This window comes from Roseovarius sp. EL26 (assembly GCF_900327775.1).
Taxonomy (GTDB): Bacteria; Pseudomonadota; Alphaproteobacteria; order Rhodobacterales; family Rhodobacteraceae; genus Roseovarius.
Map to the genome: position 1 here is coordinate 1,901,857 of NZ_OUMZ01000007.1, position 16,669 is coordinate 1,918,525.

The 16,669-nt window shown below is 56.0% G+C and carries 17 protein-coding genes; 9 read left to right on the top strand and 8 right to left on the bottom strand.

Features of this window, described 5'->3' with window-relative positions; genetic code table 11:
• Window positions 1-20 precede the first annotated feature (20 nt).
• From D9A02_RS17370 to metG, 4 genes are all read left to right on the top strand, one after another.
• Window positions 21-590, top strand: a complete 570-nt coding sequence (locus D9A02_RS17370; protein ID WP_254054665.1) for a YceI family protein — start codon at window positions 21-23, stop codon at window positions 588-590.
• 65 nt (window positions 591-655) lie between these two features.
• Window positions 656-1,900: an MFS transporter gene (locus D9A02_RS17375; RefSeq protein ID WP_120502137.1), complete on the top strand. Its 1,245-nt coding sequence runs from the start codon at window positions 656-658 to the stop codon at window positions 1,898-1,900.
• Entirely contained in the window at window positions 1,897-2,775 is an 879-nt protein-coding gene (locus tag D9A02_RS17380) for a DMT family transporter (RefSeq protein ID WP_120502138.1), read from the top strand. The genes D9A02_RS17375 and D9A02_RS17380 overlap by 4 nt, the downstream gene beginning before the upstream one ends.
• A gap of 94 nt (window positions 2,776-2,869) precedes the next feature.
• On the top strand, window positions 2,870-4,582 hold the full coding sequence (gene metG / locus D9A02_RS17385; RefSeq protein ID WP_120502139.1) for a methionine--tRNA ligase: 1,713 nt from the start codon (window positions 2,870-2,872) through the stop codon (window positions 4,580-4,582).
• A 21-nt stretch (window positions 4,583-4,603) separates the two neighbouring features.
• Here metG and ribD read toward each other — a convergent pair whose 3' ends face one another.
• The 5 genes from ribD to D9A02_RS17410 form a co-directional block, all read right to left on the bottom strand.
• Window positions 4,604-5,698 (bottom strand): bifunctional diaminohydroxyphosphoribosylaminopyrimidine deaminase/5-amino-6-(5-phosphoribosylamino)uracil reductase RibD, encoded by a 1,095-nt coding sequence (gene ribD / locus D9A02_RS17390; protein ID WP_120502140.1) that lies wholly within the window; start codon window positions 5,696-5,698, stop codon window positions 4,604-4,606.
• Window positions 5,695-6,174: a transcriptional regulator NrdR gene (gene nrdR / locus D9A02_RS17395; RefSeq protein ID WP_085804361.1), complete on the bottom strand. Its 480-nt coding sequence runs from the start codon at window positions 6,172-6,174 to the stop codon at window positions 5,695-5,697. Before nrdR ends, ribD begins: the two co-directional genes overlap by 4 nt.
• A gap of 136 nt (window positions 6,175-6,310) precedes the next feature.
• Window positions 6,311-7,855 carry an amidohydrolase gene (locus tag D9A02_RS17400; protein ID WP_120502141.1) on the bottom strand — a complete coding sequence of 515 codons (1,545 nt, stop codon included), beginning with the start codon at window positions 7,853-7,855 and terminating at the stop codon, window positions 6,311-6,313.
• Between the two features lie 2 nt (window positions 7,856-7,857).
• On the bottom strand, window positions 7,858-8,283 hold the full coding sequence (locus tag D9A02_RS17405; protein WP_120502142.1) for a secondary thiamine-phosphate synthase enzyme YjbQ: 426 nt from the start codon (window positions 8,281-8,283) through the stop codon (window positions 7,858-7,860).
• Window positions 8,284-8,290: 7 nt separating this feature from the next.
• Complete coding sequence (locus tag D9A02_RS17410) at window positions 8,291-8,824, bottom strand: SRPBCC family protein (RefSeq protein WP_120502143.1); 534 nt, start codon at window positions 8,822-8,824, stop codon at window positions 8,291-8,293.
• Window positions 8,825-9,004: 180 nt separating this feature from the next.
• On the opposite strand from D9A02_RS17410, the gene trxB reads away from it, so the two are divergent.
• The 4 genes from trxB (at window position 9,005) to D9A02_RS17430 (ending at window position 14,450) form a co-directional block, all read left to right on the top strand.
• Complete coding sequence (trxB, locus tag D9A02_RS17415) at window positions 9,005-9,946, top strand: thioredoxin-disulfide reductase (protein WP_120502144.1); 942 nt, start codon at window positions 9,005-9,007, stop codon at window positions 9,944-9,946.
• 136 nt (window positions 9,947-10,082) lie between these two features.
• Window positions 10,083-12,158: a bifunctional sulfate adenylyltransferase/adenylylsulfate kinase gene (locus D9A02_RS17420; RefSeq protein ID WP_120502145.1), complete on the top strand. Its 2,076-nt coding sequence runs from the start codon at window positions 10,083-10,085 to the stop codon at window positions 12,156-12,158.
• Window positions 12,159-12,389: 231 nt separating this feature from the next.
• A complete protein-coding gene (locus D9A02_RS17425; protein WP_120502146.1) occupies window positions 12,390-13,163 on the top strand; it encodes a hypothetical protein in 774 nt (257 codons plus the stop codon).
• Between the two features lie 306 nt (window positions 13,164-13,469).
• The gene (locus D9A02_RS17430; protein ID WP_120502147.1) at window positions 13,470-14,450 is read left to right on the top strand and encodes a murein L,D-transpeptidase catalytic domain family protein; all 981 of its coding nucleotides are present in this window, start codon (window positions 13,470-13,472) and stop codon (window positions 14,448-14,450) included.
• Between the two features lie 231 nt (window positions 14,451-14,681).
• On the opposite strand, the gene D9A02_RS17435 is transcribed toward D9A02_RS17430, so the two are convergent.
• From D9A02_RS17435 to D9A02_RS17445, 3 genes are all read right to left on the bottom strand, one after another.
• Complete coding sequence (locus D9A02_RS17435; RefSeq protein WP_120502148.1) at window positions 14,682-15,032, bottom strand: antibiotic biosynthesis monooxygenase; 351 nt, start codon at window positions 15,030-15,032, stop codon at window positions 14,682-14,684.
• 126 nt (window positions 15,033-15,158) lie between these two features.
• Entirely contained in the window at window positions 15,159-15,506 is a 348-nt protein-coding gene (locus tag D9A02_RS17440; protein ID WP_120502149.1) for an antibiotic biosynthesis monooxygenase, read from the bottom strand.
• Window positions 15,503-15,826, bottom strand: coding sequence for an NIPSNAP family protein (locus tag D9A02_RS17445; protein ID WP_120502150.1), 324 nt, complete (start codon window positions 15,824-15,826; stop codon window positions 15,503-15,505). The genes D9A02_RS17440 and D9A02_RS17445 overlap by 4 nt, the downstream gene beginning before the upstream one ends.
• Window positions 15,827-15,899: 73 nt before the next feature.
• Here D9A02_RS17445 and D9A02_RS17450 point away from each other — a divergent pair, with 73 nt between their 5' ends.
• Window positions 15,900-16,583: a helix-turn-helix transcriptional regulator gene (locus D9A02_RS17450; RefSeq protein WP_120502151.1), complete on the top strand. Its 684-nt coding sequence runs from the start codon at window positions 15,900-15,902 to the stop codon at window positions 16,581-16,583.
• The last annotated feature ends 86 nt before the right edge of the window (window positions 16,584-16,669 follow it).

Genomic DNA, 16,669 nt, shown 5'->3' on the forward strand with positions numbered 1-16,669 from the left:
CTGTCCCCCGCATGATCAAAATGCTTTCACGTTCTTTGTGCCTGATCCTATTGGCACTGACCACCCCAGCCGCGCAGGCCGCCCCGCACATCTATCTGTTGGATAGCGCACAATCCAAAGTCGGCTTCAGCTATGAATTCAGCGGCGCCGAGAAACAGGGGCAGATGCCGGTCAAATCAACCGATATGCGCATCGATCTGCGCAATATCTCTGCTAGTCAGGTATCTGTAACGCTGAACGCGCATGACGCAAAAGCAGGCTTTGTCTTTGCTACCGAAGCGATGAAAGGGCCACAGGTCCTGCACACCAAGCAATTTCCAGAGATCACTTTCACTTCGACCAAGATCACCGGAACTCTGGCCAAGGCAAAGATGGCCGGGAAACTCACCATCCGCGGCGTCACTCAGGATGTCACACTTGATGCCGGGCTATATCGTCAAAGTGGCACCAAAGTTCACAACCAAGATAATCTGATTGTCCTCCTCACCGGCACTGTGAACCGGCATGATTTCGGCGCAAGCGGCTTTCCCTCTTATGTTGGGGACTTGATTACACTGCGAATTTTGGCACAGATCGATAAAGAAAGCTAAAAACGACCTGCCTTTGTCGAATAAACACTGGCCATTACATCCCGACCTGCGATCCTTAACTCATTATGCGCACGCTGATCTCCTTTGCCGCCCTCTTCCTGTCCATCGCCCTGATGCAATTGTCTTCGGGCGGCGTTGGCCCACTGGATGCGCTTTCTGGCATTGCCCTGAATTTTACAAACGCACAAATTGGTTTGCTGGGTTCCGCACACTTTTTGGGCTTTTTCATCGGCTGTTGGTGGGCACCGCGCCTGATGGGGGCCATTGGCCACTCACGCTCCTTTGCGGCCTTCAATGCGCTTGGGGCGCTTGGCCTGCTCATGCACATGCTGATTATCGATGCCTATGCCTGGGCCATAATGCGAATGGCCAGCGGGCTGTGTGTGGCTGGATGCTATACGGTGGTTGAATCCTGGCTCAACGCCAAAGTCACCAACGACAACCGCGGCCGCACTTTGGGGATGTTCCGCATCGTCGACATGGGCGCATCCCTGATGGCGCAAATGCTGATCTCGGTTCTCGCGCCAGCACATTATGTTTCCTACAACATTCTCACCCTGTTTTGTTGCGCTGCAATCCTGCCCCTGATCCTGACCCGCGCCAGCCCGCCTTCGGTGCCCAAGGCCCCCCGCCTGCGTCCCATGCTGGCATGGCAATGCTCTCCACTCGCCGCCGCGGGTGTGGTTGTCGCCGCCCTGTCAAGCGCCACCTTCCGCATGGTTGGCCCGCTTTACGGCCAACAGGTGGGACTGGAAGTCGGCCAGATCGCCTATTTCCTCGCTGTTTTCGTCTTGGGCGGTGCGCTCGCGCAATACCCTGTTGGCTGGCTGGCCGATAAATTTGATCGCCGCAAAGTGTTGATCGGCCTGTCCATTGCTGCAATCATCAGCTGCATCCTGACCGCTCTGTCGCATGACCTCAGCACCACAGGCGTACTTCTGACCGCATTCTTCTTCGGCCTCACATCTTTCCCGATTTATTCAGTCTCAGCCGCCCACGCCAACGACTTCGCCGACAGCAGTCAACGGGTGGAGCTATCCGCCGCCTTAATGTTTTACTACGCCGTCGGTGCCATCGCCTCACCTCTACTGGCCTCCAACCTGATCGAGGCGTTCGGCCCTCCCGCCATGTTTGCCATGATCGCAGTGGGCCACGGCCTGTTGATCATCTTTGGCCTCAGCCGGATGCGCGCCCGCCCTACACGCGGGGATCGCACCCGCTATGTCTGGTCGCCGCGCACCAGCTTTACCATCGGTCGCCTGACAAGCTCCACGCGCGATGAGCCTCCGGAAGAACACGACAAGAAATGACCAAGAGCCAAGCCACAGCCATTATCCTGTTGGGCGCTACGTTCATGAGCTTTGTAGGGCTGACAATGCGCCTGATCGACAGCGCCGATGGCTTTCAAATCCTCACCTATCGCTCCGTCGCACTTGCAGGCATGATCGCAACAATGGCGTGCCTCAAGCGCAAGACATCACCTTTCAAGTTCCTACACAGCCTTGATCGCAATGATATTACCATGGGCCTCGCCCTCTCGGTGGCCTTCACCACTTACGTCTTTGCGATGCTTAACACATCCGTGGCTTCAGCCCTCTTCATCCTGTCCATCTCCCCACTATACGCGGCATTGATGGCTTGGGCCTGGCTAGGCGAACGCCCAACCAAGATCACCCTCGTTGCCATGGGCTTGGCGATCATCGGTGTTGGCCTCATGGTACAGGATGGCGCGACCCAAGGCCGTTCGCTCGGCAATTTCTATGCCTTTATCTCTGCCGCTGCCTTTGCCCTGATGCTGACACTGGCCCGTCGTTCGCGCAAAACTGATGTGCTGGGCGGCACCTTCATGGGCGGTGTTTTCTGTATCGGTATCGGCATCATTTGCGCGCTGCTGCTCGGCACCGGCCTAGGCGTCTCTCAATACGATCTCTGGCTCAGCCTGTTCATGGGCGGTTTTACCATTGGCATCGGCGTCGGCTTTGTCACTTGGGGCACACCCTATGTGCCCGCCGCCGAGGTCAGCCTGCTGGTTCTGCTCGAAAGCGTCCTTGGCCCGATCTGGGTCTGGCTTTTTGTCAGTGAAGCAATGTCATCACCCGAGGTCATCGGCGGGATCATCGTCCTGACTGCCATCGCCGGTCAGGCGATTTTTGGCAGACGTACAGCACAGGCTAAAGCAGCCTAAAACCTCAATCCCAATATTCCTTACTCCTACCCTCTGGCCCTGCAGTCCACAGCGCGTTAAAGGGGTCGTGAAACAGATTCAAAGGCATCATCCCATGGCTCGGCATCTCATCACCTCCGCCATTCCCTACATCAACGGGATCAAACATCTGGGCAACCTTGTTGGCAGTCAGTTGCCAGCGGACCTTTATGCTCGGTATCTGCGCGGGCGTGGGCACGAGGTGATGTTTCTGTGTGCCACGGACGAACACGGCACACCCGCCGAATTGGCTGCTGCTAAGGCCGACAAGCCCGTCGCCGAATACTGCGCCGAAATGTGGGAAGTGCAGAACAAGATCGCCAACGGTTTCCGCCTCAGCTTTGACCACTTTGGGCGCTCCTCGTCTGAGCAAAACCGCAAGCTGACCCAGCATTTCGCGGCACGTTTGGAAGACGCAGGCCTCATTCGTGAAGTGAATGAGACCCAGATGTACAGCCACGCCGATGGCCGCTTCCTCCCTGACCGCTACATCGAGGGCACCTGCCCGAACTGCGGGTTTGAGAGCGCGCGCGGCGACCAGTGCGATAACTGTACCAAACAGCTCGACCCAGTTGATCTGATCAACCCACGCTCCACCGTGTCAGGTTCCACCGATCTGGAAATGCGCGACACCAAGCACCTCTATCTGTGTCAATCCAAGATGAAAGATCAGCTTGAGGCATGGATCGACAGCAAAACCGATTGGCCCATTCTGACCACCTCCATCGCCAAGAAATGGCTGAACGATGGTGACGGTCTACAAGACCGTGGCATCACCCGTGATCTGGACTGGGGTGTGCCCGTCAAAAAAGGTGACCAAGACTGGCCCGGTATGGAAGGCAAAGTCTTTTACGTCTGGTTCGATGCCCCCATCGAATACATCGCCTGCGCGCAGGAATGGGAAGACGCCGGCAAAGGCACTGATTGGGCCCGCTGGTGGCGCACCGACAAGGGTGCGGATGACGTGACCTACACCCAGTTCATGGGCAAGGATAACGTGCCCTTCCATACGCTCAGCTTTCCCTGCACCATTCTAGGCTCAGGCGAGCCTTGGAAATTGGTCGATTACATCAAATCCTTCAACTACCTGAACTATGACGGTGGGCAGTTCTCCACCTCGCGCGGGCGCGGCGTATTCATGGATCAGGCGCTTGAAATCCTGCCGTCTGATTATTGGCGCTGGTGGCTGCTGTCGCATGCGCCGGAAAGCTCAGACAGCGAATTCACCTGGGAGAATTTCCAGGCCAGCGTGAACAAAGATCTGGCCGACGTGTTGGGCAACTTTGTCAGCCGCGTCACCAAGTTCTGCCGCTCCAAGTTTGGCGAGGAAGTTCCCGCCGGTGGCGCATTTGGCACACGCGAAGAGGCATTGATCACGGACCTGTCCGAAAAAATCCGCGCTTATGAATCCCACATGGAAGCCATGGAAGTCCGCAAGTCTGCGGGTGCCCTACGTGCCATCTGGGTTGCCGGCAATGAATACCTGCAAGAAGCCGCGCCGTGGTCCACTTTCAAAACAGACCCAGACGCCGCCGCTGCACAAATCCGTCTGGCCCTGAACCTCATCCGGCTGTACGCGGTGCTGTCCGCGCCATTTATTCCCGACGCCAGTGCCGCGATGCTGAAATCAATGAAAACTGACGATGATGCTTGGCCAGATGATGCGGCCGCAGCCCTGAACACTTTGACAGCAGGCCACGCGTTTGAGGTGCCAGAGGTTTTGTTTGCTAAAATCACTGATGATCAGCGGGAGGAGTGGCAGAGCAAGTTCTCTGGCACGCGTGACTAAGCACGAATAGCGTGGCGGGTATTAGACCCGCCGCCACCGGTGCAATATGTCGGCACCAACCGCGCGGATCTCAATCAGGGCAAGCCGATTAGCCCCTTCCAGCGTTGACAGACCAAGCGCGCCAATGGCGGGCAGGCCTTCGGCCCCAATCGCTATCCCTGCGGTGAAGCCGACCAATTCATCGACCAGATCCTCAGACAGCAGTGACGCAGCAATCGCGCCACCACCTTCGCAAAACACCCGCGTCAGCCCTTGTTCAGCCAGCATGGTCAAAACTGACCCCATATCCAGTTGCGCACCGTGTATGGCACAGGGCAACAATTTGGCCCCGATCCCTTCCCATGCCTCAACCAGTGCAATATCGGCATCGGCACCATGACACAGCCAAAGTGGCACCTCATGAGCAGTACGAGCCAGTTGCGACATCAACGGCAGATCCAACCGGCGCGAAATCACCACCCGAACCGGTTGTTGGGTCACCCCCATGTCGCGTACCGTCAGTGACGGATCATCTGCCCGTACTGTGCCACCACCCACCATCACCGCATCATGACCCGCGCGCATGGCATGCACCGTGCGCCGTGCCTCAGGCCCGGTGATCCACTGGCTATGCCCAGTTGCGGTTGCAATCCGCCCGTCGAAAGACGTGGCAAGCTTCAGTGTCACCCAAGGCCGCCCCGTCTCTGCCCGACGCAAAAACCCCGCAAGGTCATCGCTCGCCACATCCGAAAGCAATCCAGTTTCCACCACAATCCCAGCCGCGCGCAGCATGGCAAAACCCTGCCCCGCGACACGCGGGTCTGTGTCTTCGACGGCCACGACAACTCGTGCAATTCCCGCAGCAATCAACCCTTCAGCACAGGGGGGCGTTTGCCCATGATGCGCACAGGGCTCCAACGTGACATAAGCCGTCGCACCGTGCGCAGCATCGCCCGCCTGATCCAACGCGACACGTTCCGCATGCGGTCGGCCACCGGGCTGGGTCCAACCGCGCCCAACAATCCGCCCATCGCGCACAAGAACGCAGCCAACTGCCGGATTGGGCCAGCAATTGCCTTGTCCGCGCCGCCCCAATGACAGGGCAAGCGCCATATAACGTTGATCGTTCTGAGTCACTCTTCTTCGGAATTGTCTGTGACAGAGTCTGGCCGCAACTCGCTGACGAACTTGTCAAAGTCATCCGCCGCCTGAAAGTTTTTGTAAACACTGGCAAAGCGCACATAGGCCACGGTATCAATCCGTGCGAGACTTTCCATGACAATCTCACCGACGTTTTTCGATTGAATATCGGTCTCGCCAAGGCTTTCCAACCGGCGCACGATACCCGAGATCATTTGATCAATACGCTCTGGTTCGACGGGCCGTTTTTGCAGGGCGATGCGAATGGAACGTTCCAGCTTGTCACGATCAAAATCTTCGCGGCGTCCGTTGGATTTCACCACAACCAAGTCGCGCAGCTGCACCCGTTCATAGGTGGTAAACCGCCCACCACAGGCCGGGCAAAACCGCCGACGCCGGATCGAAACGTGATCCTCTGCCGGGCGTGAATCTTTCACCTGTGTATCAATATTTCCGCAAAACGGGCAGCGCATGAGCCAGTCCCCTTTTCTAATCTGCCTGCATCCCAATGGGGCTTAAGCCCACTTATCCACAGCCACTATAGGGGAGCCGCAAGGTTTTGGGTAGAGGGGAATTTAACCCCCTACATCCTGACGGAAATTGGGAAAATTACCCCGGTAAATGCCAGTGCCGTCCCCGTTTAGTCTCAACATATTCAGGCCAGGCAAACTCCAGCGGGGCCTCGTAATCACACAAGGGTGCGATCCAATTGTCGCCACCAACGCCACCTCCGGTCCGTTGCTCGAACTCATCCCAAGCGGCCTGCCGAACACCTTCATCTGTCAGCACCCGCAGGGCCGATCGCGCCAAGACCCGCGCCGCTGTCGATACCATCGGGTCAATCAACTGCGGTATCCCGCCCAGCGCATTCATCGCCCAGGCCGGGTATGGTCCACCCCTTAACGCAGGCCGCGCAATATAAAACCGCGCCGTCGGCGCATGCCAACTCATGTCAGTGTAATCGTCCGAAGTGGAATTCAATTGCTCTGGTGGCAAAGATTGCCGCAATTCGCGCTCTGCCTCTTGAGGGGAAATCATCTGCGTACAGGCGTCAATCAACGGGTTTTCCGCCCCGCCTTTGCCGCAAGCCTCCTGCACTTGCCGCGCCAGATCCAATGCCGCCGCATCCCATGTTGGCGCGCCAACCGCCTGCAGGTTTTCCCACACAACCGAGGCCATCGCGTGATTGGTCAAACCTGGTCGCGATTTGCAAACCCAGTGCTTTTCAACGCGACAGCCAGTCATGCTCGCGACAGAGTTAGCAACCCGGTCCAGCTCTCCACTGATCCGCTCTGCCATCGCCAGATCCGGCACCCGGATCATATATTGAATATCGGCTTGCACTGCGGGCAGGTTATCTGCCGTCGCCTGCCCCATGCCTAAAATCGCCTCGGACACAGACCAGCCGCCGCGATGCGGCAGCATGCTATCGCGCAAATTCCTCGCGGTTTGATACATCAGCATCAGCGCGTCATTTGCCCCCGGCGCGCGCACGTCCGAGTGGCTTTGTGGGATCGGCGCACCATCCTGTGCACCCCATGTTTCCGGCATCTCACAGCGGAACCGGTAAATCATCGAATAGGCTGCGCCGCACTGCGTATCCCAGCGCACCGTGTTGCACAGCGGCAGCATATAGAACGGATGAAACGACAACATCGCCGCCAGCCCGTCATAATATCCTTTGGCGGCATGGATAGGTTTGGAGCCACGCACCTTCTCCGCGGGCTCACCCGTAAACCGTAACCCGCCTTTGATGCCATGTTTCTCCATTGCGGCCTTGGTTGCCAGTAACCCACCCAAGGCCCCAATACCCAACCCTGAATGCGGGTCGGTATGCCCGGCGGCCAGATACCCCAGCCCCTCACGTGGCGCGCGCTCCGGGCGTGGAGCCTGGCAGTTGCCCGGAACGGCATCGTATTCTGCATACATACCAACCGTAGGCCCATCACCATTGGACCATTCCGCGCAAAACGCCGTCGGCATCCCGCCCGAGCCTTCCTCAACGGTAAAGCCCTCGGCGCGCAAACGGCTTACATACCACTCAGCTGATCGGTACTCACGCCACGCCGGTTCAGCGTAGTCAAAAATGGTCGCACACCAATCTGACAAATCCTTCTGGTGAGCTGCAACCCATCCATCCGCCGTTTCAAACATGCTCAACTCCCTGCCAAATGCGCGACGACCTCTCGCAAATGCGAGGCGTCGCGATGCTCAAACACATAAATGCCTTGCCATGTCCCCAACACCATCTGCCCGTCACTCACCGGGATCTGCAGGCTTTCAGGCAGCATTGACGCCTTGATATGCGCTGGCATGTCATCGGGCCCCTCGTAGGTATGCGTCAGATAAGACATCGATGGATCAGTGGTGGGTGGGACAAGTCGGCCAAAATAGTTGCGCAGATCGGTCTTCACCTCCGGATCCGCATTTTCCTGTATCAACAGGCTGGCAGAGGTATGCCTGATAAACAGTGTCAGCAGCCCTTCAGCCACTGGCTCGGTATTAAGCCATTGCCGCACACGTTCAGTGAACTCATATAGCCCCTGACCACGCGTCTCAATTTTCAGAACTGTCATTGGCATGCGTTGCTTATCCGCCTTCAACCAATGCTTTCAGGTTCTGCAAGCCTCGCTCGTAATCGGCACCAACCCAATCATCCATCTTCAACCCCATCCAACGGCCAATCGGTCCTGCACCCATATCGGCAACCATGCCCCATGTCGCGGTGGTTTGACCGTCAACCTCATCAAACGTCCAACCGGCTTTCGCAGTTCCCATGTCGCCAAAATCCAACGCCACAGAGACGGCTTCATTCTCAACCGCCTCGACAATCTCCATATATCCGCTGCCAACATTGCGGTTCTCTGACGCCCATTCCATCACCGCTCCAACACCAGCCTCAACCTCATTAAAGGTAAGCTTAGTTTCAGGATCCTGCCCCAACCACGGCGACCAAGCTGTTGTCGCCTTCAGATTGCTGACATGCGGATAAATCTCTGACGCAGGCGCATCGATCACAATACTGCGCTCGACCGCGACTTCACGTGGCAAAAGCATTCCGACAATCGCCAGCACCACAACCAGCGCCAGCCCTCCAACAAGTAGCTTTTTCAAAATGCGCATCTTCGATCTCCTCTGCGTGCAGACAAGCATATCACACCCATCGGCACAACGCTTCTTGCGCTTCAATTCGCAGCCGTCACAAAACGTTCAATCCAAACCCGCTCAAGAGGGGTTTCAAGCCCGGCCATCCATGTCTATATCAGGTCAACTTTTACAGATGTCCGTCACAATGAGGCCCCCATGTCCGAGACCCGTCACACCAAAACCCTGATCATCGGCTCCGGTCCTGCTGGGTACACTGCGGGCGTCTATGCCAGCCGCGCGATGTTGGAACCCATCTTGGTACAGGGGATTGAACCCGGTGGTCAGCTGACCACAACAACCGAGGTCGAAAACTGGCCCGGCGATACCGAGGTGCAAGGTCCCGATCTGATGGTCCGCATGGAAGCCCACGCTAAGGCGATGGGTTGCGAAATCATCGGTGACATCATTACTGAGCTCGATACAGAAAGCCGCCCCTTTGTGGCCAAAGGCGACAGCGGCACAGTCTACACCGCTGATGCGGTCATCCTGTGTACTGGTGCGCGCGCCAAATGGCTGGGCTTGCCGTCCGAGGAAGCCTTCAAAGGCTTCGGCGTCTCGGCTTGCGCCACCTGTGACGGGTTCTTTTATCGTGGCGACGAAATCGTTGTCATCGGCGGCGGTAACACAGCTGTGGAAGAGGCGCTTTTCCTGACCAACTTCGCCAGCAAGGTGACCCTCATCCACCGCCGCGATGAGCTGCGTTCAGAAAAAATTCTTGAAGATCGCCTGCTCAAACACCCCAAGATCGAGCCGCTCTGGTTCCACGAACTTGAAGAAGTACTGGGTGACGACATGCCCAAAGGTGTCACCGGCGTGCGCGTACGCAACAACCAAACCAATGAGGTTTCCGAGATCCCCTGTAAGGGCGTTTTCATCGCCATTGGCCACGCCCCCGCCAGCGAGCTGGTCAAAGGCAAAGTCGAGATGCACCACGGCGACTACGTCAAGGTCGAAGCCGGCAGCACCCGCACCTCGGTCCCCGGCCTGTTTGCCGCCGGCGACCTGACCGACCACACCTACCGTCAAGCCGTCACCTCTGCCGGCATGGGCTGCATGGCCGCACTGGACGCCGAACGGTTCCTGGCCGAGCAGGATTAACCACCCCGCCCCACCAACGACATCCCTATTGCAATTGAAGCACGTCGAGAAAACCTCTCGGCGTGTTTCTTTTTTCTTTGCCTTTGGTGTAAATTCATGCAATGCGTTCACTCTTGAACACATATTGAGTCGCCCCATGACCACCGCGTCTGAAAAATCGCTATTACAGGAAGAGGATCAACTCTTCCGCCTCCTGCGTCAGTTGGAACTGGCGCCGGAAGCGTCGCAGCGTGCTTCCGCATCGGCCCTTGGAATTTCCCTTGGCCGCCTTAACGCGCTTTTGCGCGCGGCAACCGAGTCCAAGTTGGTTACCATCAGCGACCGCGCAGGCACCGACAAACGCCAGCGTTACACCTACACCCTGACATCACGCGGCGCGGCGGAAAAGCTCCGCCTCACCGATCAGTTTCTCACCCGAAAATTTGCCGAATATGACGCGCTTCATGCTGAACTGACCGGCACCACCAGTGGCCTTGAGCCGCTCAAATCTAGGACCAGACTCGTGCAAAATAATCTTGCCCCCATCCCCGAGCTTTTCGTCTCTTATGACAGCGCCCAGAAACTAAAGGTCGAAGCGGCCGATTTAACCAGTCACGATCTGTCACCTCGCCAGATCTGTGATCTGGAATTGCTGATGAACGGTGGTTTCAACCCGCTCAAGGGTTTCCTATCTGAGGAAGATTACCACGGCGTCGTCGACAACATGCGCCTGGCTGACGGCACGCTTTGGCCAATGCCGATCACTCTTGATGTCTCTGAGGACTTCGCGAGCAGCATCGAATTGGGTCAAGACATCGCCCTGCGCGACCAAGAAGGCGTCATTCTGGCAACCATGACCGTCACTGACCGCTGGGAGCCAAACAAAGCCCACGAGGCTGAAAAGGTCTTTGGCGCAGATGACGACGCCCACCCTGCCGTCAACTACCTGCACAACACTGCTGGCAAGATTTACCTCGGCGGGCCAATCGTTGGCATCCAACAACCGGTTCACTATGATTTCCGCGCCCGTCGTGACACACCAAACGAACTGCGCGCTTACTTCCGCAAGTTGGGCTGGCGCAAGGTTGTGGCCTTCCAGACCCGTAATCCGCTACACCGCGCCCACCAGGAACTGACCTTCCGCGCCGCGAAAGAGGCACAAGCCAACCTGTTGATCCACCCGGTAGTTGGCATGACCAAACCCGGCGATGTTGATCACTTCACGCGTGTGCGCTGTTACGAGGCGGTGCTGGATCAATACCCATCCTCCACCACCTCCATGAGCCTGCTGAACCTTGCCATGCGCATGGCTGGCCCCCGCGAGGCGGTCTGGCACGGCTTGATCCGCAAAAACCACGGCTGCACCCATTTCATCGTCGGTCGCGACCATGCTGGCCCCGGTAAAAACTCGGCTGGTGAGGACTTTTACGGCCCCTATGATGCGCAGGATCTATTCCGCCAGCATGAAGAAGAAATCGGCATCGAAATGCTCGACTTCAAACACATGGTCTGGGTTCAGGAACGCGCCCAATACGAGCCGATGGATGAAATCAAAGACAAAGACGATGTCACCATCCTCAACATCTCGGGCACCGAACTGCGCCGCCGCCTGTCGGAAGGTCTGGAAATCCCTGAATGGTTTAGCTTTCCCGAGGTGGTTAAAGAACTGCGCCGGACCAAACCCGCGCGCTCCAAGCAGGGTTTCACCGTGTTCTTCACTGGCTTCTCCGGCTCAGGTAAATCCACCATTGCCAATGCTTTGATGGTCAAGCTGATGGAAATGGGTGGCCGCCCGGTCACGCTGCTTGATGGTGATATCGTGCGTAAAAACCTCAGCTCCGAGCTGGGCTTCTCAAAAGAGCACCGCGATCTGAACATTCGCCGCATTGGCTATGTCGCATCGGAAATCACCAAGAACGGCGGCATCGCCATCTGTGCGCCCATCGCACCCTATGCCACAACCCGTCGCGCGGTACGTGAAGACGTCGAAGACTTTGGCGCCTTTGTTGAAGTGCACGTTGCCACCACCATCGAAGAATGCGAACGCCGCGACCGCAAAGGCCTGTATAAACTGGCCCGCGAAGGTAAAATCAAAGAGTTCACTGGCATCTCCGACCCCTACGATGTGCCCACGAACCCTGAACTGAGCGTCGAGACTGAGAACGTCGAAGTCGACAACTGCGCCCACCAAGTAATCCTCAAGCTCGAACAAATGGGCCTGATCGCCGGATAAGGCTTAGATCAATACAAACCGCAAAGCCCCGCCCTCTGGCGGGGTTTTGTTTTTCAACACATTCGCCAAGATCGTTCCTTAGTCCGGAACCAAGCGCAAAGCGCCCCGAGCAGCGCCACCTATCCACTGTCCGCTTTGAGCCCAAAGGGGACATATACATTTGTCTGTATGCAGTTGTATTTGCTCTACCTCTGACAATAAAAGCTGTAAACAATTACGAGAGTGACATCCATGAAGCTGCTTACATTTCAAATTGTGTTTTTGTGTCTGGCCATTGTTGGTGCAAAAGCAGAAGAGGATCGAAACCTGCTTTCCGCACGAGACGCCGTGGAAATAGTGTTAAACATCGCTCAAGATTGGCCAATTGAAATACAAGAATTACGCAACACCGTTGCTACTCAAAGCAATTATGCTTGGATGAACCAGTCCACTTGGCCGCCAGTTGAGGCATTCGAAGATAAAGATGACCGTTGGCGTGGTGCTGTAAATGAATGGCAAGGGCTAACATCTAGCCAGCCCTCAAGATTCGGCAGGAATTTCGATTGTATTCGTCTTAGGCGAGTTTCGATAGCGAAGGCCCGCAGAGAAATTGAGATGATTGGAGACACCAGAAATCGAAAAAGCAGCGATAAAGGTGGACTCAATTGGAAATTTAGTGCCAGAGAAATTCAAGCCGTCGCTCTATTTTTTGCGAAAGTACCCGAGGAAGCTGTAGCGGCTCAGGTATGTCGATTGACCATCGCTGTCTACCCGGGATTTAACCACGAATATAATCCGGTTCTACTTGAGCAGTTCGAGAATGTTGGTCGCCCCAACTCTGATCTTATCACCCAGTTAAAGACAGTTGACTTTGGTGATGACGACGCATTCGCCGCAACAGGGTGGTTAAAAAATGAGATCACAAATATCGAGCATGTTATTGGAAAAGTAGTCTCATCTGAAGATGGGTTGGCGGACTTCGTAGTAGTGAATGTTACAAGTTGGCTCAGGGACACAAATTCCTGATTGATGGTTCTAAGTCCATTTTGCAAACTTTACACAACGCACCGAAGGTAACTTTGTCCGCAAAGCGGACCAATTCAACATGTCGCCCCGGTCAAAGACTCGGGCCACGCCCGCAGTTCGGAATTCACGAATGACATCTCGCTCTATCCAAACATCTGTCTGACCACGACGACTGCGCGCAGCACCTCATTTACTGCAACCTTGCGGTTGATGGATGCAGACGCTCTCAAGCAATCTGGTACGGCTGTGTTTTCTGCGCGTTTTCTGCTATGATGGCCCCGAGGCATAGCAGCAGGAGACCCTTCAATGATTTTGAAGTTACGCCAGTGCGCCGTCGCGGCAATGGCAATCGTTGCGTTGAGTATAACTTTTCCAAGTCAAGCCTCTGCGCTCTCATCCGGCATTCCCTCTTGGTTGCAAAAACATGTGGGAACAGGCAACGATCAGATCGCCCCCGTTGTCCTTGAACGGGCCCGCGCCTTGTACCAGAAGAAACTGCGATCAGGCGCTATCAAAAACCCCTGCTACCTTGCCATGGATGCGACACGCCCAAGCGCCTCCTCGAACGGCAGCGCCAAAGCACGGTTTTACGTAATTTGCGAGAACAAGCGATCCTTCAAAGCGGTCTCATCCGGGTATGGAAACGGGCGCAAATTGCAACGCGCCAACTTTGCCAACGGGCGGCAATGCGCCAGAAACTTCAGCAACGCCGAAGGGTCAAAATTGACCGCCGGCGGCTCCTATGTCACGGCGGAATTCCGCACCTCCTTCAAGGGGTATTACTCCAGCTCTGGCACACGAAAACCGTTTCACCGCACGTTCCTTTTGTTCGACGGCGAAGGCGAAACCAGCAACGCCCGCGAACGCGCCATCGGCGGACACCGCGCCATGTTTCTGAAGTGGCAATGTCGCTTCAAGAACCCGCAAAGCCCCTATGCCGACGAAGACGGCTACACGCCCTACGGCAGACTGGTTGATTATACCTCTGGCCGCAGCAACGGCTGCACAACATGGTCCAGAAACGCCTCCAAAGAGATCCTCGCACTGGTCGAGAACAACCCGACGACCCTCTACATCTATCCAGAATCGAAAGACATCAACGCCGTCGCAAAGGCTGTGAAACGCGGAAAGTCCCCAGCCAAGGCCGGGCTTTACTGGAATGCCGCCTGCCTAAAAGCCATCGGTGCGCCAAAATTCTGGCCCAAGAAGCAGCTCCAGCCCATCATCAATTCATGGCGCCAATCCCTGCCCGAGCCGAAACCGTACAAACTGCCCATTTGTAAGTAGCCACTAGAAAGCGGAGCCTCCTTGCCGGGGATCAAGGAGCGTAGCGACACCGGGCAGCGCCACTTATCCATTGTCCACTTAGAGCCCATCTGTACATTAGTCGGGTTGCCGCGAATGACCGGTTTACTCAAGCCGAGTTGCCTTGGCGCATCTTGCTTGGGTCCAATTGCAACAACCTCTTGGCACGCAAGAACGAGAAAACCAGCGTCCGAGAGAACGCTGACAGGATTCTCAGCCTCGATGGGCTTTGATGCTGTCGTCTGGCGCGGATTCTCGCCTTAGGTCGTGTGTGTAGTCGCGGGTAACGTCAGCCATTACCAAACGGTAGCTATTGAAGAAGCGGGACCGGCCAAGCGCTTGCGCACGACGGTGCACAGGAAGATTTCGCCATTTGGTTACGGCATCTTCATCTTCGAAGTAACCGATGGCGACAAACCTGCCGGGTTTGGTGGGGTTTTCAAAACGTTCTATTGAAATGAACCCTTCAATGCCGTTCAGGTGTTCGCGCAAATTCGTTGACGTTTGCATGTAATCGTCCATTTCATGTGCTTCAACGTCGAACTCAAATACCATGACAATCATGTGTTTTATCCATCTAGTTTGATTCTTTGGGTGATACTTATCAATAAAACAGCCCCATCGTTTCGATGCTGGTCGAAGCGTTGAAGATGCTGAACCCGTTATCTTTTTGGCAGGAGGGTATCGAACTCATGTCGCGTGTGTCTTCCGGCTGTCAGCAGGAGCCTGCTCTCGATCAAACATACCATAATCCCGGATTACGCTGGCGATCCGCAGGCGGTAGTTGTCAAATATCCCGGCGCGCCCTTTCGTTTGAGCGCCTCGATGGGCGGTGAGGCATCGCCAGCGCGCAACAGCGTCTTCATCTTCGAAGAACGACAAAGACAGGAATTTGCGCGGGTCAGTAAGGCTCTGGTACCGCTCGACCGAGACGAAGCCCTCTATGTTATCAAGCATCGGGCGCATCTCAGCAGCTAAATCAAAGTACTCATCTTTGCGGCCTTCTGCTGGTACTACTTCGAAAATGATGGCTATCATGCGCTGTCTCCGTGTGGTGCAGAAGCGAGTTTGAGCCATGTACGGTCTTCGCGAAGCAGAAATTTCTCCCTTTGGGCGAACTCGTAGTTTTCTCGCCCAATAGGGTCGGCGGCCAAGCGTGTCCGGTAGGCCTCATAGTCTTTAAGGCTCGCTACGTTGTAGATGCCATAAGCGAGCGTCGATGACCCCTCGTGCGGCGCGTAGTAGCCGATCAGTTCAGCGCCACAGCGCGGTATCACCCGGCCCCAGTTGCGACAATACTCTTCGAATTGTGCCTTCTTTGTCGGGTCGATTTGGTAGCGGATGACGCAGGCCAGCATGTAGAACTCCTTCTAGTGTGTTTTTCGATCCTAATTGTTTGCTCTCCCCCTATGCTTCGATTAAGGTCGAACTATGAAAGAAGGCCCGGATATAGCTCATATTGCCGCTTTGATCGGCGACCCTGCTCGCGCCAACATGCTGACCGCGCTGATGAGCGGCAAAGCCTTAACTGTCAGTGAGCTGGCGGAAGAAGCGGGAGTGACGATCCAGACGGCCAGCTCGCATCTTTCGAAGCTGGACGATGGTGGACTGTTGCGTCCTCGAAAGCAGGGGCGGCACAAATACTTCACGCTCGCGAGCGACGATGTGGCGCACGTACTAGAGAGTCTAATGGGACTTGCGGCGGGGTCGGGATATTTGCGCAAACGGACGGGCCCGAGAGACGCTGAACTGCGGCTAGCCCGGGTCTGCTATAATCATCTGGCCGGAGATATGGGCACTCAGATGTTTGATAGCCTCGTGGAACAAGGGCATTTGGTTCTGCTCGGCGACGAACTTGAACTGACCAAGACAGGTGCTGCCTTCGCAACAGATTTCGAAATCGACATCGAGAGCTTACGCAAAGCACGTGCGCCGGTTTGCCGAGAATGCCTTGACTGGAGTGAGCGCAGGTCCCATTTGGCAGGGAGTCTGGGCCGCGCATTTCTCAGTCGATTCGAGGAAATGCACTGGGCCAAACGAGATCAGAAATCGCGGGTAGTGACGTTCTCACGAAATGGAGCGGAGGAGTTTAACAAGCTCTTTCCGGGAACCTAAACCAATCATGTTTCGCCTAAATCGGACATTGCGCGGACGGCAGTATTGTCCGCTAAGCAGACCAAGTCATTCTGTCGCCCCGGTCA